Below are 25624 nucleotides of genomic sequence, written 5' to 3'. Positions count from 1 at the left end.
AGTGTGAATAAAGAACTGTTAACTGAAAAAATGAAAGTAAAAGATGCAAAGTTATTTATTGGTGGTGAATATGTTGATGCGATGTCCGGTGAAACGTTCGATACGTTCAACCCATCGACAAATAGAAAACTTGCCTCTGTTGCACAAGCAAATGAAGAGGATGCAAAGCGAGCGATAGATGTGGCAGAGCGTACGTTTACAAATGGCATTTGGAGTAAAATGCCTGTAGAAGAACGGTCCACTATTTTATGTAAAATGTCCGATTTGATTATGGAAAAAGTGGATGAGTTAGCGTATATAGAGACACTTGATGTTGGAAAGCCGATAAAAGAGAGTCGTGGCTTTGATATTCCGCGTTCCGCACATAATTTTCGCTTCTTTGCTGAGATGGCGAAGTATATGGTGCATGAACACTATGATAAGCATAACTTTATGTCATATGCAAAATATGCACCTGCAGGAGTAACAAGTTTAATTATTCCTTGGAATCTGCCGTTTATGCAGATGACATGGAAGGCGTCTGCTGCACTAGCTGCTGGTAATACAGTGGTTGTGAAACCAGCTTCTTACACGCCGTTAAGTGCAGTCATGCTCGGTGAAATTGCGAATGAAGCTGGGCTGCCTCCTGGCGTACTTAATATTATTACTGGTCCAGGGAGTACGGTAGGAACAAAAATGACGACATATCCTGCTGTAAGACGTATTTCATTCGTAGGAGAAAGTAATACAGGGAAAACAATTATGAGGAATGCCTCAGAAAACTTAATACCAGTTTCGTTAGAATTAGGCGGGAAATCAGCGAATATTGTATTTGAAGATGCTGATTTAGATGAAGCGATACAAGGATCAATTGAAGCGATTTATCGGAATCAAGGAGAAATTTGTTTAGCTGGCTCAAGGTTACTTGTACAAGAAAGTGTATATGAACAGTTTTTAGAGAAATTTGTAGCAGCCGTAAAAAAGATAAAAGTTGGAGATCCTCTTGATGAAGAGACGGATATGGGAGCGCTTGTTTCAAAATCCCATCTAGAAACAGTTGATCGTTACGTAGAAATTGGTCTTTCAGAAGGAGCAAAATTAGCCCATGGCGGAAAAAGGATCGAGGGTCTAGCGCAAGGGAATTTTTATGAACCAACTGTATTATATGATGTTGATAACCGTATGCGTGTAGCCCAGGAAGAGATTTTTGGTCCAGTTTTAGTTGTTATTCCATTTAAAACAGAAGAAGATGCAATTCGTATCGCAAATGATTCTATTTATGGCTTAGCGGGGGTTGTTTGGACAAATGATCTTCGAAGAGCACAGCGAGTTGTTTCACAAATTGATTCGGGCTTGTTATGGATTAATTGTTGGTATGTTCGAGATTTACGTACCCCATTTGGTGGTTCTAAGGCAAGTGGTATTGGTCGAGAAGGTGGACGCCATAGCTTTGAATTTTATACGGAAGCGAAGACAGTCACGATGAAATTATAAAGTGAAACTCCATCAGTGGAATGGTATTTCCACTGATGTCTTATAAATATAGATTCTAAAAATGAGGTGAGATAAATGCAAGTGTTAATAAAGGAATTAGCAGATGAACTGTTGCAGGCAGAACAAACATGTAGACCAATTTCTCCTTTTACAGAAAGGTATCCAAATTTATCAGTTTCAGATTCGTATAGCATTCAGCTCGAAGTAGTGGGACGAAAGCTAAAACAAGGCCACACAGTGATTGGAAAAAAAGTTGGACTTACGAGTAATGCCATGCAGAAAATGCTTGGAGTAGATGAACCAGATTACGGACATTTACTAGATGATATGAAAGTAGAAAGTGGAAATATAATCTCTATAGATTCGTTTGTATCTCCGAAAGTAGAAGCAGAAATTGGATTTGTTTTAGCAGAGGATTTGAGTGGGCCTAATATTACATATATAGATGTGCTAATGGCAACGAAATATATTGTACCTACACTTGAAATTATTGATAGTCGTATTGCAGATTGGAAGATTAAGCTTGCTGATACAGTAGCAGATAACGGTTCATCAGCGAAAGTCGTGATGGGTAATCAGTTTTCAAACGTATCAGAAGTAGATTTACGTACAGCTGGAATGACGCTCTATAAAAATAATAGTTTAATTGCTACTGGAGCAGGGGCAGCGGCATTAGGGCATCCTGCGCAAGCTGTTGCTTGGCTAGCGAATAAACTTAGTGAATTTCATATATCATTGAAGGCAGGGGAATTAATTTTGCCAGGTGCATTATCAAGCGCTGTTTCAGTTCAATGTAATGATGTAATTCAAGCTGATTTCGGGTCTCTTGGTTCGGTTTCTATTAAATTTGTATAATCTTATGATTATGTGAAAAGGAGGGGATATATGTGAGGAAAGTGAAGGCGGCTATTATAGGTTCTGGAAATATCGGTACGGATTTAATGTATAAATTAAGAAAAAGTGAAGGTATTGAAATGACTGCCATGATAGGGATAGATTCTGAATCGGATGGATTAAAGAGAGCGAAGGAAGAAGGATATGAGATTTTTGATAATGGTATACAAGCAATCATTGAGAATCCTAGCATAGCGGATATTATATTTGATGCAACTTCAGCTAAAGCCCATATTTATCATGCAGAAGTCTTAAGAGAGTTAGGAAAATTAGTGATAGATTTGACACCAGCCGCATGTGGCCCATTTGTTTGTCCAGCTATACAAGACGATAATTATGTAGAAGCGCGAAACGTGAATATGATTACCTGTGGCGGGCAAGCAACAATTCCGATTGTCCATGCTATTAATGAAGTAGCGGACGTTACATATGCGGAAATAGTTGCTACGATTTCGAGTTTAAGTGCAGGGCCAGGTACACGGGCAAATATTGATGAATTTACGATTACAACAAAGCGTGGGATTGAAGAAGTCGGTGGAGCAGATTGTGGAAAAGCACTTATTATATTAAACCCTGCAGATCCTCCTATATTAATGAGAGATACAGTATATTGTGAAGTTAAGCATATGGATGAATTCTCAATTCAGCAGGCGATTTGTAAGATGGTTGAAATAGTTAAGTTATACGTTCCAGGGTATTCTTTAAAACAAGAACCAATGTTTGATGGGAACCGTGTGACTGTATTTTTGGAGGTAGAAGGAGCTGGAGATTACTTTCCTCCTTACGCTGGTAATTTAGATATTATGACAGCGGCGGCATTAAAAGTTGGAGAAGGGTTTGCATGCCGAATAATTGAAAGGCAGGAACGAGGTGTGATGAATGAAACGAAATAGTGATATGCCAATCAAAATAACTGAAGTTTGTTTACGTGATGGAAGTCATGTAATGAGGCATCAATTTACAGAGGAACAAGTTCGTTCTGTAACTAGGTCGTTGGATGAGGCTGGTATGCATTATATTGAAGTCAGTCATGGAGATGGATTAGGTGGTTCCACTTTACAATATGGGAAATCGTTAATAGATGAAATGAAACTCATTGAAGTGGCAGTAGAAGAGTGTAAACATGCTAAGGTAGCTGTTTTACTTATCCCTGGCATTGGTACTGTCCATGAATTAAAACAAGCAAAAAGCATTGGAGCAAAACTTGTCCGTGTGGCAACTCATGTGACAGAGGCCGATGTTTCAGCGCAGCACATTCATTTTGCACGGGAATTAGGTATGGAAGTGTGCGGGTTTTTAATGATGGCACATTCTGCACCAGTTGAGAAATTAGTAGAACAAGCAAAACTTATGGAAAGTTATGGAGCACAAGCTGTCTATGTAACAGATTCAGCTGGCGCTTTATTGCCACATGAAGTACGTGAACGTATTCAGGCATTACGGCAATCTTTAAATATTGAAATTGGCTTCCATGGTCATAATAATCTTTCTGTTGCAGTAGCAAATACAGTTGCTGCAATTGAAGAAGGGGCAACTCGTATTGATGGAAGTGTCCGCTGCCTTGGAGCCGGGGCTGGGAATGCACAAACAGAGGTGTTGTTAGCTGTATTGGATCGGATGGGATATAGGTTAGATATAGATTTGTATAAAATGATGGACTTGGCAGAGGATATTGTTGCGCCGCTGTTACCAGGGCCGCAAGAAATCCAAAAAGGCAGTCTTGTAATGGGATATGCTGGTGTCTATTCAAGCTTTTTACTACATGCTGAAAGAGCTGCTCACAGATTTGGCGTAGATGCTCGTGATATTTTAATAGAACTTGGTAAGAGAAAAGTAGTTGGCGGTCAAGAAGATATGATTTTAGATGTAGCAGCTGAATTAGCGAAGATAAAAGCGGGGGTGTAAAATATGGCTTTAGTTAAAGGGGCGGATTTGGAGATTGTTGAATATTTACTTCAGGCCGAGAGGAAACGAAAAGAAGTAGTAAAGGTAACGGATCAGCATCCTGATTTAACAGTAGAAGATGCTTACATATTGCAGAATCGGTTAGTTGAACAGAAGATGAAAGAAGGATCGAAAAGAGTTGGAGTAAAGCTTGGATTAACAAGTAAAGCGAAACAACAAATGATGGGGATTGATGAAGCGATTTACGGCTATTTATTACATGATATGTTAGCGTTTGAATGGGAACCTGTGCAGTATGAAACGCTAATTCATCCAAAAGTAGAACCAGAGATTGCCTTTTTAATGGGGGAGGATTTACAAGGTACTAACGTTACAGCGGATGATGTATTAAAGGCAACAAAATATGTTGCGCCAGCTTTGGAAATTATTGATAGTCGTTATTTGAATTTTAAATTTACATTACCTGATGTAATTGCGGATAATTGCTCATCCTCAAAATTTCTATTAGGGAGTAAATGGGTTAATGCTAAGGAAATAGATTTAGCTAATACCGGAATGGTGATGTCGAAAAACGGTAAAATGGCCACAACAGGAGCGGGAGCAGCGGTACTTGGACATCCTGCAACGGCAATTGCTTGGGCGGTAAATAAGCTTGGATTACAAAATGAGGGGTTGAAAAAAGGTGATATTGTACTAAGCGGAGCATTATCTGAAGCAATTGCTTTTAAAGCTGGTGACGCTATTATTGCACAGTTTGAAGGTTTGGGTAGTGTATCAATGTTTTGTGAATAAAGAGTAAAGCGAGAGATGAGTATGCCAATTGTACAAATTCAAATTATTGAAGGTAGAAAACAGGAGCAGATTCAAAATCTCATTTCGAATGTTACAGATGCAGTTGCCAAAAGTTTGGAGGTGGATATGGAACGAGTACGCGTCCTAGTAAATGAGATTCCAGGTTCACATTGGGGTGTTGGAGGAAAGGTAAAAGGTAGTGTGGAAGAAAAATAATAATTTCGAGTAGAAGCGATTCTTAATCCTAATAAGAATCGCTTATTTGTTTGAAAAATCAGAAATAATGTGTTAATATCTTTCTTTGTTTAAAGAGGATAAGAGAAAGAGAGGGTAATATGTATAAAATTGTATTTTTTGATGTTGATGGTACTTTATTGAGTGAAATTGACAGGAGTATCCTTGCGAGTACGAAAGAAGCGATTGGGAAGTTGATTAGAAAAGGAATTATAGTAGTAGTTACAACAGGGAGGCCTTACAATTTATGTGCAGAATTTAAAGAGATAGGCATAGATACGTTTATTTCCGCGAATGGTGCACATATAAAATGTAATGATACAGTTATACATAAATCAGTGCTTTCGAGAGAAACAGTTCATGATATCACAACTTTTGCCGAGTTAAATGGTCATGGTGTTTCTTATTTTACAGAGGAATTCGCAATGAATGGCATGGCTTCTAATGATGAAAGGGTAATGAAAGCATTAAAAGAGACTTTAAACCTACAACAATATCCTGAAAAAATGAAATCCCTTTCAGATGAGGTTTATTGCGTGTGTTTGTATGCGGATGAAACAGAAGCTCAAAAATTTCTAGAAAGATTTCCAGCACTTAAATTTGATCGTTTTCATGGATATGTTATGAATGTACTTGAGGATACTGAAGTTTCTAAGCTAACGGCTATTAAGAAGGTATTGGATTATCTAAATATTTGTGAATCGGAAGCAATTGCTTTTGGAGACGGTGGAAATGATGTTGATATGTTAGAGTATGTAGGTTTAGGAATTGCCATGGGAAATGGCGGGGAAAGGCTAAAGCAAAAGGCAGACTTCGTTACAAAAAAGGCAAGTGAAGGCGGGATAGCCTATGCATTAAAGGAGTTTGGTGTCATTTAAAAATAATTATCATTTAGGTGATTTTGGTCAAGAGATTGTTCATGTTTTGATTGGTTTCATTATTCGAATGAAAAAATCATTCGAATAATGAAATTTTAGGATCTTTACTATGTTCAACTAATAAAATATAAATTTGTCCACGATGATGGTAGAAGTGAGCAACAATTTCAAGTAACCATTCAAAACGGGAATAGGAAATGCCCCAATATGCAGTTGTTATTTCAGCTAACTTGTCATTTGAATAGGATAGAAATGTTTTAGAAAGAAGGTTATACCCTTGAAGCATAGTTTGCTGCATTTGAACAATCGTTTCGGGTGTATGTTCTAGATAAAATGTATGTAATTCTTCTTGTGTAGCTTCATTTAAGATAAGCAGATCTGCATGACAAATGAGAGAAAGATGAGCACACATTTCAAATAATGATCGTTTATTTTGAAGTGGTTTACTTTGTAAATCTAATTCGGTGAGTTGATTAAGCATTTCTATAGATGTATCAACAGCAACTGTAAGTTGATGCAATGCAGCTTGAACAAACATTGTAATTCTCCTCATCTCCGTATATAATAGTGTCTTGAGAGTATTATATCATATTCAAAATTCCGAAAATTCTAGTAGTTTGACTAGGGAAATGAAAAGTATTATATTGTAAAAGGTCATAATGAACGAGAAATAGAATGGAAAGCAATTATTGAGTTAGGAGTTTAGACCAATGAGTTCGAGATATGGAAGAGATACAGTTGTTGAAATTAATTTAGATGCTGTAAAACATAATGTGAGAGAATTTAAAAAACATGTAAACGATAAAAATATTGCAATGATGGCAGCTGTAAAGGCGAATGGTTATGGACACGGGGCAGTTGAAGTTGCAAAAGCGGCAATTGAGGCAGGAGTGAATCAACTTGCTGTTGCATTTGTAGATGAAGGAATCGAACTACGCGAAGCCGGAGTTACTGTGCCAATTTTAGTTTTAGGTTATATACCAGTGGAAGCTGCTAAAGATGCGATTGAATACGATATCATGATGACAGTATATAGAATAGAAGATTTAAAAGGTATTAATGAAATCGCCAAAGAACTTGAAAAGAAAGCCCGTATTCAAGTGAAAATAGATACAGGAATGAGCCGTATTGGTTTACAAGAAGAAGAAGTCCGTCCATTTTTAGAAGAACTAAACAACATGAAGTATGTAGAAATAGAAGGTATGTTTACACATTACTCTACAGCAGATGAAATTGATAAAACATATACAAATATGCAAACGAGTTTATTTGAGAAAGCTGTAAATACAGCGAAAGAAATGGGAATTCATCTTCCGTATATCCACAGTTCAAATAGTGCTGGATCAATGGAAGTTAGCAATACATTTCAAAATATGGTCCGCGTTGGAATTGGCGTATACGGTATGTATCCTTCAAGAGAAGTAGATCATACAGTTGTTTCCTTAGAGCCGGCATTATCATTAAAGTCGAAAGTTGCTCATATTAAACATGCGAAAAAAGATCGTGGTGTAAGTTATGGGAATACGTATGTGACAACAGGCGAAGAGTGGATTGCAACTGTTCCAATTGGCTATGCAGATGGGTATAACCGTCTGCTGTCAAATAAGGGACAGGCGCTAATTAATGGAATTCGTGTACCAGTTCTTGGTCGCGTTTGTATGGATCAATTAATGTTAGATGTTACGAAAGCAATGCCTGTACACGTAGGGGATGAAGTAGTTTTCTACGGTAAACAAGGTGAAGAAGAAATTCCTGTAGAAGAAATAGCTGATATGCTTGGTACCATTAATTATGAAGTGACTTGTATGTTAGATCGAAGAATCCCGCGTGTATATAAAGAAAACGGCGAAACGACGGCTGTTGTGAATATACTGCGAAAAAAATAAACATGGAAAAAGACTGAATCATGATAGGCTGATTCAGTCTTTTTTATGTGACTTATTCTCTCGTTGATATAAAAATTGTTTTGTTTGTGCCATGAGACTAAATGTTTTTTTAGCTCATAGATTGCAGAGAAGTAATGATTTCTTTTTTTGAATCTACATATTGTAATCTTCTTAAGAGTATTTTAGAAAAAGGCGGGGTGTTGTAACCATTCTTCTAAATCCACATTTCCTTGAACGGATAATAATCGATATAAATATCGGTACGGTGCTCTGCATTGTTCTAAATCCGGAATAGGCATAATTGTCTCGTAACCTTTCCGGAAAGCGTTGGCTTCTTTCTCTGTAAATACATATTCTAATCCGATAAAATCAAGTTCTCTTGGTGCAATTACGTAAGCCTCAGTATCTACTAATCCAGTAATCTCTATATCATCTGTTAAAAATTGAGTTGGGTCCATATCGATTAAAATAAGAGTTGTTTCCTTCGGTGTCGATAGCGCATAAAGTTGTGATTGAAAAACTTCGAATGAATCATTTATTTTAGAATGATTAGAGTAAAACATAGTTACAAGTTGTTTACTTACGTCTGTTATATGTTGGTGAAATTTATGAAGCGGAATTTGAAAAGTTCCAGACGGATTCCCAATATAGGTAGTTTTATATTGGTGGATTTGTGCCAATCCTTTTCCAAGACAATATAATATAGAGTCGGGTTGTCCAATAAATGATTTGAGTACTTGACCATTTAATTTCTCAACGACGACATATTCTCGCTCTAATGTATGTTTTTGTAATATTTTTGGAATAGGGAGCGTTGTATACTGTTGCAACTGTTTATGTATCGTTTCTAGCGCGTGTACATTTCTTGGATCAATCCCAAATAGATGTTTACATCCCCACCAAAAATCATTGTTTGGTTCTGTTTTCATTTTAGAAGATCGAACGATGACCTCCTCTGTTTCTGTTTTTATGAGCCAGACGTCACTTGCATGATCTTCATAACCTGGATGTAATGAGTCTATAGATAAGATAGGGGAGCTGAATAACTCTTGTAACATAAAAAAACTCCTTTTTTTCTAAAGATTCAATAAAATAATTATATAATATTTAGAAATAGAATATATAAAAATTTCCAAAAAAGTGTCGGATTTGTGTAAACATAGCCATTTCTTTGCGAAAATAGAGAATTTTCGCCATGATAATACTAAGAAAATATATCCGTTTTGGGGGTAATGAATGAAAAAATATTTGAATATGTTTTATTAACAATTGGATCGATTATTGTGGCTGGCTCTTTGGAGCTTATTTTAGCGCCGAATGGACTAGTAGATGGTGGGTAACAGCCATTTTTATTATGGCAAATAAAGTTGCTGGTTTACCGCTTTATGGTGTATTTTTAGGACTTAACATTCCTATCTTATTATTTACTGCAAAAGTAATGGGGAAACGGTTCTTTATTCGTACGTCCTATGCAAACGTTATAACAACTCTCGGCTTAATTTATTTGAAGCCATTTCCGGCTATTACAACGTCTGAATTACTAATTGTATTGTATGACGGGTGTTATTTGGAATTGGTGTTGGAATTGTTGTGAAAATGGGCGGTGCAATTGACGGGTCAGAAATGTTAGCAGTCTGGATGAACAAACATTTTAAAGTGCCGATTAGTACATTTTTACTTGCTGTAAATGCTGTTATTTTTGTATTTGTGGCTATTTTATTTCAATCGAGAAAGCAATGTTTTCCCTTGCAATTTTCTATATTGTTACGAAGATGATTGATTTCATATTAGATGGCATTAATCAAGGCAAGAGTGTCATGATTATTTCTAGTAAAAATAAAGAAATTGGTGAACTTCTTATGAAGGAGTTACAACTTTCTGTTACGTATCTACATGGAGAAGGTGGTTTTTTAGGAGAAAACCGGAGAATTATCTATTGTATTACAAACCGCTTTATTTACCCAAAGATGAAAGATTTCGTTCTCTCTGTAGATTCAAGTGCCATCATTGAAGCTTCTTATTCAACAGAAACAACTGGTGTGAAATGTCCAGGAATGTCAGCACGTTCAGGACAAACATCAAATGATTAGATATGAAAAAGCTGCTCCTTGCATTTATTTTTGCGAGGAGCAGCTTTTTTTAGTAAACCAAGCTTCTTTTAATAATGTTACAACAGTTTCGATTGCATCGATTGGTATCCCTCCAAAGCCTAGTAATACATAAGCTTCTTTTTGTAAATGATTTACTGAATCGTATATGGATAGAGGGTAAAGTTTTACATGTTTTTCGGCAGCTGACTGAATGAGCTCATATTCATTCATGCCGTTATGAACATGGAGTACGATATGAAGTCCAGATTGATCTCCAAGTATATCAACATCAGTGCCCATTTGGCTTACAAGTGATTTGATTAGTCGATGATGTTTTTTCTTATATAATGTACGAACGCGGTTTAAGTGTCGTTCCCAATCTCCTTTTTGAATGAAGTTAGCAAGAGCAAGCTGTTGTATTTTAGAAACAGTTTGTTTAAAAATGCCCCCGAAGTGTTTATAGACTTCCAAAACATGATTAGGAAGAACGATATAGCCCATTCTTAAGGAAGGTAAAAATGATTTTGAAAAAGTTCCCATGTAAATAACACGTTCATTTGTATCAAGCCCTTGCAAGGAGGGGATTGGTTTTCCAACGTAGCGAAACTCTCCGTCGTAATCGTCTTCAATAATATAGCCAGAGCAATCATTGGCCCATTTTAATAACTCAAGTCGCCTTGATAAAGGCATAATCATGCCATATGGAAATTGATGAGAAGGGGTAACATAAGCAACGTTCGCATTGCAATTATTGAGAGATGAAATGTTCATTCCTTTCTTATCCAATGAGACAGGATGAATAGGAAGACCACAGCTTTGAATAATGGCTTTTACGCGATGGAATCCAGGGTTTTCAATTGCATATGACTTTTGCTTTCCAAGTAATTGAATCAGTAACCAAAGAAGGGGCTGTGTACCAGCGCCGATAATAATTTGATCAGGAGTGCAGTGAACTCCGCGAGCATGGTACAAATACTTTGCAATGTGAGTGCGAAGTATTTGTTCTCCTTGTGGGTCTTCTTTTGTAAATAAGTCGTTTTCATATTGGAGTAAACATTCTTGCAGTGCTCTTTTCCAATTTGAGAGTGGAAAAGCTGTTTGATCGACATTTCCTTGGCTACAATCAAAATAGAGCGTTTTTATTTGTGCTTTTTCAGCTTGGTAAGATGGAGCTTGTTGATTATTCGGAATAACATCTACTTCAACGACAAATATACCGCGCTTTGGTTTACTCTCCACATAACCTTCTGCAGACAACTGCTGATAAGCTGATTCGACTGTAATGCGGCTAACACCAAGTTGTAATGCTAAATTTCGATGGGAAGGGAGACGTGTCCCCGCAGTAAGTGAGCCATTTAAGATTTCTTGTTTCATAAAGTCATAAATTTGTATGTAAATAGGCGTTTGACTTTCTAATTGTAGAGGAATGATTAAATCCATTGCATGCGCTCTCCTTTAAAACTGGCCTTATAAAAAAGAAAGAAACTGCCACTTAAGAAAAGGTCAGTTTCTATTTATACTAATGATATAACATTTAGAAAATTTTATAAATAGTCAGGGGAGATTCTTGATGAATGTTAAGGAAATAAAAACAGAAGAGCAATTAGATGAGGTACTACCCGTTTTACAACAATTACGAACTACGCTTACAAAAGAGGAAGCACAGTCTTTATTTTGTCAGATGAAAGAGGAACGTTATCAATTATTTTCTTTGTATAATGAAGAAAATGAGGTGGTAAGCCTTGCTGGGGTAGCGGTATGTACGAATTTTTATAATAAGAAGCATGTTTTTGTATATGATCTTGTAACAGCGGAGGCACATCGGTCGAAAGGGTATGGTGAGGTATTGCTATCATATATAGAAAGGTGGGGAAAAGAACAGGGGTGTACTTGTATTGCCCTGACATCAGCTTTTCCGCGTATAGACGCTCACCGTTTTTATGAAAGAGAAGGCTATGATAAGGTAAGCTATTCTTTTCATAAAGAGTTATAATAGAGAAGAAAATAGTAGATTCTAAATGTGATAAGATATAGAATCTGCTATTTCTTTGTTATAACAGAAATAGGTTAAAAAAGGTATAATAAGATATTTTGTCGAATCGTTTTTATGAAATGATAAAGGAATATATAAGTATGTAGAAAGCTGTAAATGAAAAAAAGGAGCGTCTATATTGGATAAAATAAGAAAATTATCAATTCCAAATGAGGGAAGAGTTATTGTTATTTCTGATATTCATGGAGAATTAGAGCTTTTAAAAAAACTATTAAGCAAAGTTAATTTTAGTGCAGAGGATTATTTAATAATTAATGGTGATCTTTGTGAAAAAGGAAGAAATAGTATAGGTGTTGTAAACTATGTCATGGAACTTGAAGCTCATAATCCCAATGTACATGTTATTGAAGGGAATTGTGAAGCCTTAGTTGATGCTCTCTTAAATGAAAATCCTGGGTTAATAAACTATTTATGCACGAGAAAGCATTCTATATTTAATGAATGGCTTGATCAATTAGGTTCTCATATTAACGAAGAGACGAATATTCGTGAGATAAAAGATATATTAATGAGCTGTTTTTCAAAAGAGATTAATTGGCTAACGGAATTACCAACTGCAATTGAAACAGAGGATTATATTTTTGTACATGCAGGACTTGAGGATATAGAAGATTGGAAGAAGACTGAAAGGGAAAATGCGATTGCAATGCCAGAGTTTTTTACTAAATCACATCGCGCAAATAAGTATGCAATAGTTGGGCATTGGCCTGTTGTCAATTATTCTGAAGAGGCACCATCTAATAATCCAGTTATCGATGAAAACAAGAAAATAATTGCGATTGATGGGGGGAATACTATTAAAGAAGCGGGACAATTAAATGCATTTATCATTCATAGATCAATTTCTAAAGATGTGTTTTCATATACATATGTAGATCATTTTCCACAATATGAAATATTAGCAGATTTTAATGCAGAAGCAATGATGCAAGGCGGAGTCACGTATCCGTATTATCATATTGTACCAGTTGAAACAAATGAAGATTTTACAATGTGCAAACAAATAGAAACAAATAAACAATTATATGTTAAAAATGAATATATAAAGCAAAATGAAGCAGACGATTATATTGTTAAAACCGATATTTCTTGTGCACAAATAAGTGTAAGGAAAGGTGATATTGTTTCACTTATTGATGATAGCTGTACGGGATATGATTTAATAAAAAAAGATGGTTTGGAAGGTTGGATAGAGAAGGGGCTTCTTCTTAAAGTGAATGAGAAGGAATTAAAAGTATATAGATAAAAAATAGGAGGGGAAATATCCTCCTATTTTTTATTTTGTAGACTTTGAGAGTGAATTCGTATTTCATCTAATTTGTTGCGAAGTTCATCTTCTAAGTTAAATTCAAAAAAATTAGCTAATTTACATAAATAAGCTAGATAATTCGCAAGTTCTTTACCGAGATTTTCATGGATTTCTTCTTTCGCCTGAGCATATGCTTCATGTTCAGGAACACCTTCCTTTTTAGTTGCGCTGTCTTGTAAAAGAGTGTCCGAAATTTCTCGGCGACTTCAGCGACCTCTGTTGTCAGTAACATATGGATATATTGTAGCTTTGTAAAAAAGATTGATTGTTTATAATAAAAATTGATAATTTGTAATAAAGTTTGATAAAAATCACCTCTTTAGTTATTCTTTGAGGTGATTTTTTTTGTTGGATATTTATGTTAAAATTGATGCTTACCTTGTGAAGAATTGTACTTAAACTAACGAAGCAGGTTAGTTGCAGAAGGAGAAAGACTTTTAATCTACCTTTTTTCTTTCATCCCCTATTCAGAAGATTTTGATTAAAAAATAGGATATTATGTTAAAATGGGTTTGTGTAATTGCTTAATTAACTGACAGGTTATTTGAAGAAAGGTATTTTTCCCCTTATCTATGGAACAGGTCGATAAACTCTAAAACATCTCCTCTCCCTAATACCAAAGAGCCGTAAAACATAAAAAGCATGGCTACGAAAATACTAGGAACCTAAATGAGATTGATAATAAAAGAGAAGTCCTTATTGGATTTTAGTAGAAGGGATGGATTAAAATAGATATTAGGAAAATGCGATATTTCATAATGGTGGCAGAAGAATTGAATTTTAGTCGTGCAGCAGAACGTCTTAGGATGGCACAACCTCCTCTAAGCCAAGAAATTCGTAAATTAGAAGAAGAATTGGGAGTTCAACTTTTTCATCGAACAAAAAGAATGGTTGAACTTACGGATGCTGGGAAGATATTTTTAGAAGGATCTCAACAAACACTGTTTCAATTAGAAAGAGCCATAAAAGAAACACAACTTGCAGCTGAAGGAAAAATAGGGAACTTAATAATCGGTTTTGTCGATTCCACAGAAATCGTTATAGAAGTTCTTAATAAATTTCGAGAACGCTTTCCTAAAATCCATCTTATATTACGTGAAATGACAACGGAGCAGCAACTAAAGGCACTCTATGAGAAACAAATTCATATTGGATTTATTCGTTCTAAACAGAACAATGGGATACTATCTACTGAAGTTTGTTCTGAAGAATCTTTAAGATTGGTTTTACATCAAGATCACCCTTTCGCCTCATTGCCCGAAATTCCACTCCAATTGTTAATTGATGAACCATTTATTTTGTTTCCGCGTCATTTGGGTCCAAATTTTTATGATTTAATTATTAGCTACTTTTGGGATCATGGTGTAAGTTTAAATGTTGTTCAAGAAGCTATTCAAATGCAAACTATTGTTAATTTAGTTGCAACAGGAATGGGTATTTCTGTCGTTCCATCGTCGGTGGAAAGTTATAAACGTCCTGGGGTTGTCTATAAAAAAATCCAAGAGACTACACCAAAAGTAAATCTATATGTTGGATGGAGACAAGATGAAAAATCTGCAGTAGTAGATCATTTCTTAACAGTTGTTAGAGAGGTATATTCGATTTTACAACTTAATCACCAAGAATAAAAGCCCATCCTGATGGGATGGATAGTAAAATATTACAAAGAAAGAATTCTAATTTAACTTAAATTTTAAAGTAAGACTACAAAGATTTTGTATATATTTCTAGTTAAGTCACGTGCAAAAACTTAACCTGTTTTACTCGGATCGTACTCAACGAAACCTTCTAGTACTTTGTCAATCTGATTCATTATTTCGGGTTCCAGTTTGACACCAGAAGCGAACGAATTCTCTCTTACCTGTTCCGGGCTCGAGGCACCGATAATTGCTGAGGAAATATTCTGGTTTTGTAGTACCCAAGCTACTGCGAGTTGAGCGAGGGTAAGATCAATCTCTTGTGCGATGGGTTTGAGATTTTGGATAGCAGTGAGTACATTGTCGTTCATCCAACGTTGTGCAAGATTATCAAAAAATGGTTTGCCAGCAGGAGAATTAGCACGTGATTGAGTTGGTACTGGTTTTTGGGGTTGATATTTTCCAGTGAGAACACCTTGTGCGAGAGGCGACCATACTACTTGCCCAAGTCCCTCACGTTGACAGGTTGGTATCACATCGGTTTCGATAACTCTCCACAACATTGAATACTGGGGTTGGCTAGCGATGAGCGGAATATTCAATTCCCGTGAAAGTGCTGCACCACGGGTGATTTGTTCTGCTGTCCACTCACTTACACCGATATAAAGCACTTTACCTTGTCTTACAAGATCTGCGAAAGCTAACATCGTTTCTTCAAGAGGAGTAGTTGGGTCAAATCTGTGTGCATAATAGACATCAATATAGTCGGTCTGTAACCGACGCAAAGATGCATTACAATTTTCTAGAATATGTTTTCGTGATAAACCTTTATCGTTTTGCCCATTCCCAGTCGGATGGCACACCTTTGTACATAGTTCAATGCTCTCCCGTCGTATACCTTGTAAAGACCGGCCGAGTACTTCTTCAGCTTTAGTGTCTGAATAAACATCAGCAGTATCGAATGTTGTTATACCGACATCTAGTGCTGCTTTAACACACTCTTTTGCAGTATCCTCATCTACTTTACCCCCATGATTTATCCAGTTTCCGTATGCAATCTTGCTTATTGTTAATCCGCTATTGCCAAGTTTACTAAACTCCATTCTAGTACCTCCTTTTAAAAGTGATATCTTCATTATAAAGACCATATTTTAGTATGGATAATATATTATTAATAATGAATTAATATAAAATTTATATAAGACTACAGTGCCCTTCTGTGTGCTCAGAAGTTTGCAAGGCTGTTGGGTATTACCACATCGCTATCAAGCTAATAATAAATTTACATATATAAGAGAAATTTTTTACTGTGCTGAAATTCATTGCGCCTATCATTATGATTCCAGCCCATTTCTTCTTGAAATTGTTGATATAATTCTTGAACTCGTTCCACAATTATTGTCTCCCAAAGCATATAAAGAATTAAAGTTTTGAAGATCATTATAAGAAATTTAATTTTTTATAAATGCAGCGAAGAATGATTTTTCTCTTCCAGAGAAGCAAATGAAAAAGAATCTTTATTTTTAACAAATGTTTTTTGATCTTGAACAGATTGAACTGCTACAGTTTGCGAATTTCTTGCCTTGATTGCATCTTGAATCCCAATTGTCATGAGCTTAATAAAAAGAATAGTAATAAAGAATGCAACGAGAGTATAAAAAATAATCCACAATGAAAGATTCATTTCATAACGATTTAGTCCAATAAGGCCTGCCCAATCATTAGAAAGTGAAACGGCTTTGTATTCACCTTGATTCATTTCCCGCATTTGTATCCCACCGATCACAATGTCAAGTAACGCTAAATGGATAATGAGTATGAGTGTTTGGACAATATGTTCCATAAATAATACAAATACGCGGTCAAGCAATAAGACTCGTAAGTGTTTTTTTATAATATGAAAACGGCTTGCCCCCATTAATTGTGAACTTAATATGTAATCTCGCTTCATAAATTCATCAACTTCTGAGGAGATGTATAAAGAAATTGTAGGCAGAGCGACAAAAATAAGTATGAGTGCTTGATAAAGTGCAAATGAAATATTTGGATTTAATCTGTCAGCATTTGATGTGATTACAATATTAACTGGCGTGATGAGTATGAATGCGATAAATAGAGTTGGGATATAATAAAAAACTTCTGAGCATGCCTGGAAAAATCTCTTGAATTTTGGAATATATAAACTTAAAAGGATTCCTATACATGTTCCGCATAAAATTCGAAGGAAGCTAATTGCCACGGCAAATAAAATGGTGAATTTTGCTCCTTCTACAATTTGTAAGAAAATAGATTCTCCAAAACGATCAGAGCCAAAAGGTGGCATTAAAGATGGTGAAAAGGGTGCCTTTCCAATTAATTCATTATTGTCATTGTAAAGCAACAGAGGTGCTTCTGGTATGCTGTCTTTAAAGAACAAGCTATAAATAAAGCTAGCTGTAACTAGTACAAAAAGATAAATGAATCCGACTAAAAAGCGTTTTGATTTCCAAATAGATTTCATAGAACTTCTCCTTTCATTTGTTTTTGCCACCTAATCATCATAAAAGAGGTGATTTGAAAAATAGTATAAAACGGTAAAATAATCATGATAAGTATGATAAATGCAGCAGGAGGTGAAATAAACGCCTTCCTAAATAAAAATTGAATAATGCCTTGCATATTAAAAACAAATTCTAAAATGAACAAGTTAGAAAGTAAGAAAACAAAAATTGTTTTTAAATGGTGGAAGAAGTGAATAGATATATTTTTGAATAAATGAATGCATAGTATATAACTTGATGAAAGACCCTTTCCGTAAGCAACTTCTACATATTGTTTTCCATGTTCTTCTTTTATATATAAAATCATCATCCGAAACATTTGTAATGTAGGTAAAACCGCTAAAGATAATATAGGGAGTAAATAGGCACGATTTTCATTAAAAGAAATAATTGTGACAGGAGATTCCCCGAATTTCTGAAGTAACCAAATGAAAAACATTTGCAAACAAATCATCATCATCATATCAGGGACAGCTTCTAATATAAAAACAAATCGGTTTATCCACTTTTTGATAGAATCTTTTGCTAAGAAATAAAAAAATGCCATGCTGGACGAAAAAAAGAGCGCAAGAAAAAAAGCTACAAATAAAACAGTAAATGAATATGTGTAAGGTTCTAAAACAGTTGGAAATAATGGGATTTTTTTGAAATTACCAAACTTCGCGTCTGATGATAGAACTATAAGAGACTCGGGAGAGAAAACCTCTTTTAACATAGTAAAGATCTGTTTTAAAAATTGTATCGGCTGAAAGGTGAATCCTCCTTGGGTGATAAATAAATAAGGTAAATTTAATAATAGTAAGAGTGATAAAACAATCGATGAAAGTTTTATTGTGAATTGAGATATTTTATTTAACATTAAATCCCTCCGGCGTCTTTTTACAATATTATACAATAAAGTCTATGTTGTTGTTTGATTTTTCTAAAAAATAAATATACTATTATTAGTATGTTAAATTCTAATATTTGATTTAATAGTATGGGAGGCAAGTATGAAACATATATATTTACGAGGTAAAAAAGTGATAGTAAGAAAAATAGAAGAGAAAGATATACATTCTTTATATTCACAAATATATAAGGAAGAAAACCCTGAGTGGAAAAAGTGGGATGCACCATACTTCCCGTTTTCGATTCAGGAGTATCCTGTGTATAAAGGAAGTTTGCAATCTAAGCTTAAAGAAGAACCTTTGTCGCAACTTATTATTGAAACAGATAATGAAATAGTAGGGACAGTTGGCTTCTATTGGGAATATAAGGAGTCACGTTGGTTAGAAATAGGAATTACGATTTATAACCCAGCATATTGGAATGGTGGTTATGGTACAGAAGCCTTGCAATTATATAGGGATTTGTTATTTGAAAACATGGAGATAGGTAGGGTAGGATTAACGACCTGGTCTGGAAATGAACGCATGATGAAAGTTGCTGAAAAAATTGGGATGAAGTTAGAAGGTAAAATGCGAAAATGTCGGTACTATAATGGGATATATTATGATTCTATTCGAATGGGAATGATTCGTGAAGAATGGGAAGAGTTAAGAGAAGTGAAGGAGTGAAATGAGATGTACGCCCGTTATTGCTACATTTGATGAGAAGTTTTCGAAGCAAGTAATAGAGATTGGGGAAGGGTTAACGGGCATTGTACATAATGAAGATCTAGAGCCTCATATTACATTAGCTGATTATCATACTTTGGATTTGAAAACATATAGAGAAAAATTAGAAAAGTTTACAGAGGATATAGAGTGCTTTCCAGTTGAATTTTCTTCTGTCGGTACCTTCCCTACAAATGGAACAATCTTTTTGGCACCAACGATAACAAGAAGGTTACTAGCGTTACATCAATCGTTTTATAATCATTTTAAGGATTTTCATGATCATCCGCAGTCATATTACGTACCTGAGAAGTGGGTGCCACATTGTACGATTGCTAATCGTTTAAAGCGAGAGGAATCTATTCGTGTAATGGAGTTTGTATATAAAGGTTTCAGTGTACAAACGGCAGTTGTAGAAAGTTTAAAGTTAATTAAAGTGAACGATGAAAATGGTAATCTAGCTTCTTGTAACGTAGTAGCAGAATACAATTTGAAAAGAATGGAGTTATCAATATGACGTATGTAGTTAGAGAAATGAATGCACAGGATATTGCTGCTGTACAAGAAGTGGCGAAAGTGGCTTGGCATGATACATATAAAGGGATTATCCCAGAAGAAGTACAAACCACGTTTTTGAAACAAGCGTATTCGGATGAAATGATGAAACGAAGACTAGAGCATTCACACCTATTTGTAGCAGAAGCAGATGACCAAATTGTAGGGTTTGCTAATTTTTCACCTATCAAATATCAAAATGAAGCAGAATTAGGGGCTATTTATTTATTACCGGAGCATCAAGGAAAAGGAATTGGGACGGCTTTATTGCAAAGAGGTATTACCCTTTTAGTAGGTGTTCGAAAGATTTATATTCATGTAGAAGCCGCGAATGAAAAAGGGAAGCGTTTTTATGAGGCAAAAGGCTTTGCAACTTTGGAACGATTTGAAGAAGACTTTGAGGGACACATGATGCAAACGATAAGAATGGTGTTACATATTTAGTAAATGTTATAGGAGGAGAAGGGATGAAAATATTCGATTTTAGTGAAAAGGTAGGGAATCACATATCAGTGTTTCATTCTAATTTTATCATGTTAACCGAGAAGCCCCCCTCCTCTAAACGAAGTGAAGGTGGAGGTAGTTCAATATGTCAAAAATAGTAAAACATCAGGGAGAGGTACATATTGGTTGTATGCATTTACAACCAAAAGGAGTGATCTGTGATTTGAAGCATAATTTTTCCGTAATAACATAGATATACTTGTGGCAAAAATAGACTTCAATATTTTGAGAAAGAAGTAACTCATCTGAAGGTTATTCTTTTATCAAAGTATATCGTCCTTAACAATAAGAAGTTCTTTATGAATGTGATAAACTCAACCAAAGAACTTATATAAAGTTGGAAATAATATAAATCTGGGTTGCTCTTTCTGGTCGTTAATCCAAAGATATCTGTATAATCACGTTATAATAGGGTTCGATTCAATCTATTGGCATCGTGCATAATTACACAAAAACATTAATGGTTTGGCAGACAACGTTTTAAGCTGTCTGCCGAGTAAAGCGTTTAAAGCGAAGATTGCCAGTTTGAATAGACTACAACCGCAGCCCAAGCGGATTAAGGATAGTATGTGTAGATATTTATAAAATATACAAATTTTTTTAAAAGCTTGGCAGACAACTATATGAGTTGCCTACCTGTGGGTTTCATGAGTTTGACCGGAAAACTAATTGTATTCCTAGTCATATAAAGAGTGAAATCAATAGTTTGAATGGCGTAGGAATAGTGTGTACGAGATTTATAAAAGTATATAAAGAAAAATATCTATGCTACAAAAAGCAAGAGCACTATATAAAAGTGCTCAGTGGAAAACAAGCGCTATAAGTAAAAACATTCTATATGATAAGATATCTGGCTCATTTACATGTGAAAAAAGTTGGTATTTTTAATGTTAATAATTGCTAACAAAAGAAATTGGAGTTTGCTTACTGTTATATAAGATACGAAAAATTTATTATTTTTAGTTTATCATCTAAAGAAAAAGGATGACATTGAATCATTCCTTTTCAGTTAGCCTAAAAAGTATAAATACTTTCTAGGTATATAAATCTAACCATGATGTGACTTATGCCAAAAGTCTAGTAATCACCGCATTTTATTGATTATATTGGGGTTCTTCTTGCTGAACCTCCTGAATATGTGGATTTAAAGAATCGATAATTGTCTGTGTTTGCTGAGCTGCATTTTGATACAGTTGTTTTGCTTGCTGATTGTCAGTATCAAGAACAAATCCTTCTAAACATGCTTGAGCACTTTTTAATCCAGAAATAGTTTGTTTAAGTTTGGTAATTACTGTCATAATTAAATTCCTCCTTATAATCATGGATTCACTATTTAGAATAGCTATTTGCTACCAAAAGTATGATTTCTAAATTTTGGGTGTCTATAGAGTGAATACATTGACTAAGAGTTTAAAAATACTAATGACGAATCGGGCAGAATAAGCTTTGTTATTTGGTTTTCAACAACAAAGCGAAGTTGAAGTTATAACAAAAAGAAAGGGAATCCTATTTGAAGCAGCTATAGAGTCATTAAGAATAATAAAAAACTCGTGACTAAAAGACGAGTTTTTTATTATTCGCGATAGTTATTGGTTTTGATTTCCTTGTTTCTTTTGACTGTTAGGCATAATTTCATTGGCAAATTCCATATTTGCCAGGTTTACTTTGGATGGAATAAATGGTCTTGTCGTATTTTGAACACCTTGGAACAAACGTTGAATCGGTCTCATCATATTTGAATTACGGGTTGCTGCTACACCAAAAGCCGTTCCTAATCCTAGTAAAGAAATCCAAATCCATCCTCTATTATTTCGGTTATTCCTAAACAATTTAAACATTTGCTGAGTTCTTCTTCCAGAATTGAATAATGACATCAAGAAGTTAAGAATATTCATTTTTTGCCCCCTGTAAAAAATAATTAGGAAAAAGAAACACTAATTTCGATTTCACATCATTTATGTTGCTATATTTTATAGGAATTTATGATGCCAACTTATACTAATACTTCTTGATTTTTCTTACTAAAATTCTTAAGATTTCCTAAATATTTTTTATGGAAATATGCAAAATAGTTTTATCAAAACTTCAAAAAGGGAAATGAAAACAAAATGAAAAGTTATGTATTATTGGTTTGGAATTTTATTGATCCAATATATTATAAATTCACTCGCTTAACTTATATTCATAACGAAATTCACAAGGAAAATATTTTACGTGTAAGACTCACTCGTTACAAGGGGAAACATGTTACTCTTTCTGATGGTACACAGATCAATAAGAATGATATCTTGGTTAAAATTCATTTACATAATGTTCGTTTAATCAATGAAATGAAGTCCGTTAAAAATGACATTACAAAAGGGCGATTTATTTATCAACATGTTAAAAAATCCTTGCCTAGTCTTGGATCATATATTCAAAATCATTCTAGGGCAGATGAGATTAAAGGGATAATTGGGATTTCAATGTTAAACAGAGGAGCTGACCGATTAGGTTTTGAATTTGTTGCTATTTCTAATCCTTTTTATAAATGGTTTAAATGGTTAGCATTTTTACCAATATGTTTATTATCTAATAATGATTCGATTTTCAAAATGATAAAGAACAATATATCTTCCACACCAAAATATTTATTTATGTCTAAGGAAAATTTATTACAAATATATAATGGTGAATCTCGAGATGAAATTGCTAAAAGAAAATGTTAATCGCTTTTCTTTTGTTAAAAAGTCAATGGAATTTTATATACTGCATTCAAAATGATTTGACAGTAAAATGTAAAGGCTGTTAACTAGGTTCGTTAACAGCCTTTACATCTTATATTGCAGGTAGTTCCCTACTCTTAACTGTTGATATTGATAGTTGATGCAATGTAATTTCTGGTCGACTTCCAACTCGAATATTTACTCCTGTTTGACCTAGTCCTTCACTAATATAAAAAGGTTTTCCATCTTGCATATGAAGTCCTTTTATAATGTTCATTCTTGCAAGTTTACCCATTTTCACAAGGTGATAGGCTTTTGGATAACAAATTTGGCCACCATGGAAATGACCTGCAAGTAAATAGTCAAAATGATATTTCTTCATATGAAGCACGATGTTTGGATCATGAGTTAATATTAAATTCGTACCTTGCTTAATTCCTTTATAAGAAGCTGTTAAATCACTGCGTTTCGTACTAAAATCATCAATACCAATAATATTTACGCATTTACCTTGAACATAAATGACATGATTTTCATTTTGCATTACTTTACAGTCGTATTGTTCAAGTGTTTCTTTTAATTTTTGTAAGTCCGTTTCACGTAACACATAGTCATGGTTACCGAAAACAGCATATATACCATGCTTTGCATGTAATTGATTTAATACCTCTAAATATGGAGCAAGTTTAGAAATCGTACGTTTACGGTCAAGGAAATCTCCAGTAAGTGCAATCAAATCAATTGATTCATCTTTTAATTTTTCATAAAGCTGATCTGGGGAAATGGAGATGTTTTCGAGATGTAAATCGGAAAGGTGAAGAATATTTAGTATCGGATCATGTCCGTGATTTTGCTTTTGATTTATTTGAACTTTATTCATCACGACATCGGTCGTGTTTTTGTGAGCTTTTTTGAATATATAGAAGAGAATAATAAATAAAACGAATAGTAATAAAATTTTCAATCACATCACTCCTTCTATAAAAATTATACATGAAAAATCTTTTCATTTTGTATGTAATTTATGGAACAAAATCCATTGTAATTTATTCTAAATAGTTGCCAGAATAGAAAAAAAGAAGTATCACATAATAAAAAAACGAATGAAAAAACAAATCGTCAAGTGTACGTCAAGAGGTGATTTATGGAACAAAATCCAACAAAAAAGACCATCTTGTTTTTGCCATTTTTACAAATTCCATCAGGCCACCATCAAGTTGCAAATGCATTAATGGAAGAGATACAAAAGGATCAATTGAATACAAAATGTGATCAAGTAGATATTCTTTCTTATAGTTATGGGAGAATAGAGGTACTAGTTTCAAATATCTATCTAAAATGGATCAAAGCATTCCCTGATTTCTATAATTGGATATATAAAACCGCTGTCTACAAAAATGTCGAAAAGAACAAACGTTATCGATTATATGAACTTCTGTTTGTAACATTTATGAGAAGATTAATAAGAGAAAAACAACCTGATCTAATCATTTGCACTCATGCTTTACCTTCATACATATTAAATTATTTGAAAGAAAAAGGTGAACTAAAGACACCAGTTATAAATGTATATACAGATTATTTTATTCATAGTTGTTGGGGCGTTGAACATATTGATTTTCATTTTGTACCGTCTCATTATATGAAGGATTTTTTAAAAAAGAAGAACGTAAACGATGAGCAGATCTTTATCACAGGAATTCCTATTCATAAAAAAATAAAAAAACAAAAAGAAAATATAATGAACACCGCCGCTTCTTCTTCATGGTCAGTTTTAATTACTGGTGGAAGTTTAGGAGTTGGTGCAATGGAAGATTTAATTCACAAAATAGGAACGGAAACAAAAATTCACTTTTATGTGCTATGTGGAAAAAATGAAAATTTATACCAAAAACTTCACCAATTACAGCGAGATAACATCACACCTTTAACATATATTACATGCAGGGAAAAAATGAACAAACTTTATGATCAAGTAGATGCAATCATTACAAAACCTGGAGGAGTAACAATAAGTGAAAGTTTATTTAAAAGAAAACCTATTTTTATTTATCATGTACTTCCAGGGCAAGAGGAAATTAATTTACAGCAACTAAAGAAATTGGGTGTGATTTTCCATTTAAATAAATGGAAAGATGAAAAAAACACAATTGGGGAGCAACTTCACTCATTTTTTCAAAACAAAAATCTGCTTCAACAGTATCAAAACCGTATAACAGAATATCATCGACAGCTTATCACGAAAGAACCATCACAAATTATAAAGGAACTAATAACGAAAGTATAACGCTTAAGTACTCAAATCGATTTCTATTATGCAGCATTTTTTGAAAGTTACTTTTTCTTTAGAGAGCAGTTAGGAATGATTTTAGGTCTTTTAGGTCATTACATACATGAAAGATTTATCTCTCGAATTAAACAACTTTAAAACCCTTCCAACAAATATATTGTAGGAAGGGCATTGTTTTATAAAGAGAAAATTAAACAACTTTATTATCTCTATACAATATTTCGGGCAAGTTTTCACAGTATATTCATAAACTAGTAAAAATCAGTTTACAAAATTGTATC

At 34.3% G+C, this 25624-nt stretch carries 25 protein-coding genes and 2 pseudogenes; 18 read left to right on the top strand and 9 right to left on the bottom strand.

The window, feature by feature from the left end:
* The first annotated feature begins 3 nt into the window (after positions 1 to 3).
* From J4P91_RS07020 to J4P91_RS06990, 7 genes are all read left to right on the top strand, one after another.
* Positions 4 to 1473, top strand: coding sequence for an aldehyde dehydrogenase (locus J4P91_RS07020; protein ID WP_207993374.1), 1470 nt, complete (start codon positions 4 to 6; stop codon positions 1471 to 1473).
* Positions 1474 to 1548: 75 nt separating this feature from the next.
* The gene (locus tag J4P91_RS07015; protein ID WP_207993373.1) at positions 1549 to 2328 is read left to right on the top strand and encodes a 2-keto-4-pentenoate hydratase; all 780 of its coding nucleotides are present in this window, start codon (positions 1549 to 1551) and stop codon (positions 2326 to 2328) included.
* 32 nt (positions 2329 to 2360) lie between these two features.
* On the top strand, positions 2361 to 3260 hold the full coding sequence (locus tag J4P91_RS07010) for an acetaldehyde dehydrogenase (acetylating) (RefSeq protein ID WP_207993372.1): 900 nt from the start codon (positions 2361 to 2363) through the stop codon (positions 3258 to 3260).
* The gene (gene dmpG / locus J4P91_RS07005) at positions 3247 to 4272 is read left to right on the top strand and encodes a 4-hydroxy-2-oxovalerate aldolase (protein WP_207993371.1); all 1026 of its coding nucleotides are present in this window, start codon (positions 3247 to 3249) and stop codon (positions 4270 to 4272) included. Before J4P91_RS07010 ends, dmpG begins: the two co-directional genes overlap by 14 nt.
* 3 nt (positions 4273 to 4275) lie before the next feature.
* Positions 4276 to 5064 carry a 2-keto-4-pentenoate hydratase gene (locus J4P91_RS07000; RefSeq protein WP_207993370.1) on the top strand — a complete coding sequence of 263 codons (789 nt, stop codon included), beginning with the start codon at positions 4276 to 4278 and terminating at the stop codon, positions 5062 to 5064.
* Between the two features lie 15 nt (positions 5065 to 5079).
* A complete protein-coding gene (locus J4P91_RS06995) occupies positions 5080 to 5280 on the top strand; it encodes a 4-oxalocrotonate tautomerase (protein WP_279538563.1) in 201 nt (66 codons plus the stop codon).
* Between the two features lie 119 nt (positions 5281 to 5399).
* Entirely contained in the window at positions 5400 to 6176 is a 777-nt protein-coding gene (locus J4P91_RS06990; protein ID WP_207993369.1) for a Cof-type HAD-IIB family hydrolase, read from the top strand.
* 76 nt (positions 6177 to 6252) lie between these two features.
* Here the strand turns inward: J4P91_RS06990 and J4P91_RS06985 are convergent, their stop codons facing one another.
* Entirely contained in the window at positions 6253 to 6714 is a 462-nt protein-coding gene (locus J4P91_RS06985; RefSeq protein ID WP_207993368.1) for a DinB family protein, read from the bottom strand.
* Between the two features lie 172 nt (positions 6715 to 6886).
* Between J4P91_RS06985 and alr the strand changes: the two genes are divergently transcribed.
* Complete coding sequence (gene alr / locus J4P91_RS06980) at positions 6887 to 8062, top strand: alanine racemase (RefSeq protein ID WP_207993367.1); 1176 nt, start codon at positions 6887 to 6889, stop codon at positions 8060 to 8062.
* A gap of 182 nt (positions 8063 to 8244) precedes the next feature.
* On the opposite strand, the gene J4P91_RS06975 is transcribed toward alr, so the two are convergent.
* The gene (locus J4P91_RS06975; protein ID WP_207993366.1) at positions 8245 to 9120 is read right to left on the bottom strand and encodes a nitrate reductase; all 876 of its coding nucleotides are present in this window, start codon (positions 9118 to 9120) and stop codon (positions 8245 to 8247) included.
* A gap of 174 nt (positions 9121 to 9294) precedes the next feature.
* On the opposite strand from J4P91_RS06975, the pseudogene J4P91_RS29380 reads away from it, so the two are divergent.
* Positions 9295 to 10152, top strand: a pseudogene (locus J4P91_RS29380) (YitT family protein).
* A gap of 24 nt (positions 10153 to 10176) precedes the next feature.
* Here the strand turns inward: J4P91_RS29380 and pdxR are convergent.
* Positions 10177 to 11592, bottom strand: coding sequence for a MocR-like pyridoxine biosynthesis transcription factor PdxR (gene pdxR, locus J4P91_RS06965; protein WP_207993365.1), 1416 nt, complete (start codon positions 11590 to 11592; stop codon positions 10177 to 10179).
* A gap of 130 nt (positions 11593 to 11722) precedes the next feature.
* Between pdxR and J4P91_RS06960 the strand changes: the two genes are divergently transcribed.
* The 3 genes from J4P91_RS06960 to J4P91_RS06950 all read left to right on the top strand — a co-directional run bounded on the left by J4P91_RS06960 (position 11723) and on the right by J4P91_RS06950 (position 15142).
* The gene (locus J4P91_RS06960; protein WP_207993364.1) at positions 11723 to 12145 is read left to right on the top strand and encodes a GNAT family N-acetyltransferase; all 423 of its coding nucleotides are present in this window, start codon (positions 11723 to 11725) and stop codon (positions 12143 to 12145) included.
* A gap of 178 nt (positions 12146 to 12323) precedes the next feature.
* Entirely contained in the window at positions 12324 to 13451 is a 1128-nt protein-coding gene (locus J4P91_RS06955; protein WP_207993363.1) for a metallophosphoesterase, read from the top strand.
* A gap of 791 nt (positions 13452 to 14242) precedes the next feature.
* A complete protein-coding gene (locus tag J4P91_RS06950) occupies positions 14243 to 15142 on the top strand; it encodes a LysR family transcriptional regulator (protein ID WP_207993514.1) in 900 nt (299 codons plus the stop codon).
* Between the two features lie 122 nt (positions 15143 to 15264).
* Here the strand turns inward: J4P91_RS06950 and J4P91_RS06945 are convergent, their stop codons facing one another.
* The 3 genes from J4P91_RS06945 to J4P91_RS06935 all read right to left on the bottom strand — a co-directional run bounded on the left by J4P91_RS06945 (position 15265) and on the right by J4P91_RS06935 (position 18550).
* A complete protein-coding gene (locus tag J4P91_RS06945) occupies positions 15265 to 16254 on the bottom strand; it encodes an aldo/keto reductase family protein (RefSeq protein WP_207993362.1) in 990 nt (329 codons plus the stop codon).
* A 356-nt stretch (positions 16255 to 16610) separates the two neighbouring features.
* Positions 16611 to 17651 carry an ABC transporter permease subunit gene (locus J4P91_RS06940; protein ID WP_207993361.1) on the bottom strand — a complete coding sequence of 347 codons (1041 nt, stop codon included), beginning with the start codon at positions 17649 to 17651 and terminating at the stop codon, positions 16611 to 16613.
* On the bottom strand, positions 17648 to 18550 hold the full coding sequence (locus tag J4P91_RS06935) for an ABC transporter permease subunit (protein WP_207993360.1): 903 nt from the start codon (positions 18548 to 18550) through the stop codon (positions 17648 to 17650). The genes J4P91_RS06940 and J4P91_RS06935 overlap by 4 nt, the downstream gene beginning before the upstream one ends.
* Before the next feature lie 133 nt (positions 18551 to 18683).
* Between J4P91_RS06935 and J4P91_RS06930 the strand changes: the two genes are divergently transcribed.
* From J4P91_RS06930 to J4P91_RS28785, 4 genes and pseudogenes are all read left to right on the top strand, one after another.
* Entirely contained in the window at positions 18684 to 19250 is a 567-nt protein-coding gene (locus J4P91_RS06930) for a GNAT family N-acetyltransferase (RefSeq protein WP_207993359.1), read from the top strand.
* A 1-nt stretch (position 19251) separates the two neighbouring features.
* A complete protein-coding gene (locus J4P91_RS06925) occupies positions 19252 to 19806 on the top strand; it encodes a 2'-5' RNA ligase family protein (RefSeq protein ID WP_207993358.1) in 555 nt (184 codons plus the stop codon).
* On the top strand, positions 19803 to 20288 hold the full coding sequence (locus tag J4P91_RS06920; protein ID WP_207993357.1) for a GNAT family N-acetyltransferase: 486 nt from the start codon (positions 19803 to 19805) through the stop codon (positions 20286 to 20288). The genes J4P91_RS06925 and J4P91_RS06920 overlap by 4 nt, the downstream gene beginning before the upstream one ends.
* 23 nt (positions 20289 to 20311) lie before the next feature.
* Positions 20312 to 20505 (top strand): annotated as a pseudogene (locus J4P91_RS28785) (hypothetical protein); the annotation flags it as partial.
* A gap of 937 nt (positions 20506 to 21442) precedes the next feature.
* Here J4P91_RS28785 and J4P91_RS06915 read toward each other — a convergent pair.
* Positions 21443 to 21646 carry a DUF1657 domain-containing protein gene (locus J4P91_RS06915; protein WP_017152044.1) on the bottom strand — a complete coding sequence of 68 codons (204 nt, stop codon included), beginning with the start codon at positions 21644 to 21646 and terminating at the stop codon, positions 21443 to 21445.
* A gap of 288 nt (positions 21647 to 21934) precedes the next feature.
* A complete protein-coding gene (locus J4P91_RS06910) occupies positions 21935 to 22243 on the bottom strand; it encodes a hypothetical protein (protein WP_207993356.1) in 309 nt (102 codons plus the stop codon).
* 213 nt (positions 22244 to 22456) lie between these two features.
* Between J4P91_RS06910 and J4P91_RS06905 the strand changes: the two genes are divergently transcribed.
* Positions 22457 to 23056 (top strand): YkoP family protein, encoded by a 600-nt coding sequence (locus J4P91_RS06905; protein WP_017152042.1) that lies wholly within the window; start codon positions 22457 to 22459, stop codon positions 23054 to 23056.
* Positions 23057 to 23165: 109 nt separating this feature from the next.
* On the opposite strand, the gene J4P91_RS06900 is transcribed toward J4P91_RS06905, so the two are convergent.
* Positions 23166 to 24017: a metallophosphoesterase gene (locus J4P91_RS06900; RefSeq protein ID WP_207993355.1), complete on the bottom strand. Its 852-nt coding sequence runs from the start codon at positions 24015 to 24017 to the stop codon at positions 23166 to 23168.
* A gap of 180 nt (positions 24018 to 24197) precedes the next feature.
* Between J4P91_RS06900 and J4P91_RS06895 the strand changes: the two genes are divergently transcribed.
* Positions 24198 to 25340 carry an MGDG synthase family glycosyltransferase gene (locus J4P91_RS06895; RefSeq protein ID WP_207993354.1) on the top strand — a complete coding sequence of 381 codons (1143 nt, stop codon included), beginning with the start codon at positions 24198 to 24200 and terminating at the stop codon, positions 25338 to 25340.
* The last annotated feature ends 284 nt before the right edge of the window (positions 25341 to 25624 follow it).

The organism is Bacillus sp. XF8 (assembly GCF_017498755.1).
Taxonomy (GTDB): domain Bacteria; phylum Bacillota; class Bacilli; order Bacillales; family Bacillaceae_G; genus Bacillus_A; species Bacillus_A bingmayongensis.
Note: the sequence above shows the minus strand (reverse complement) of the source record. Positions and strands in the feature narration are given on the sequence as shown.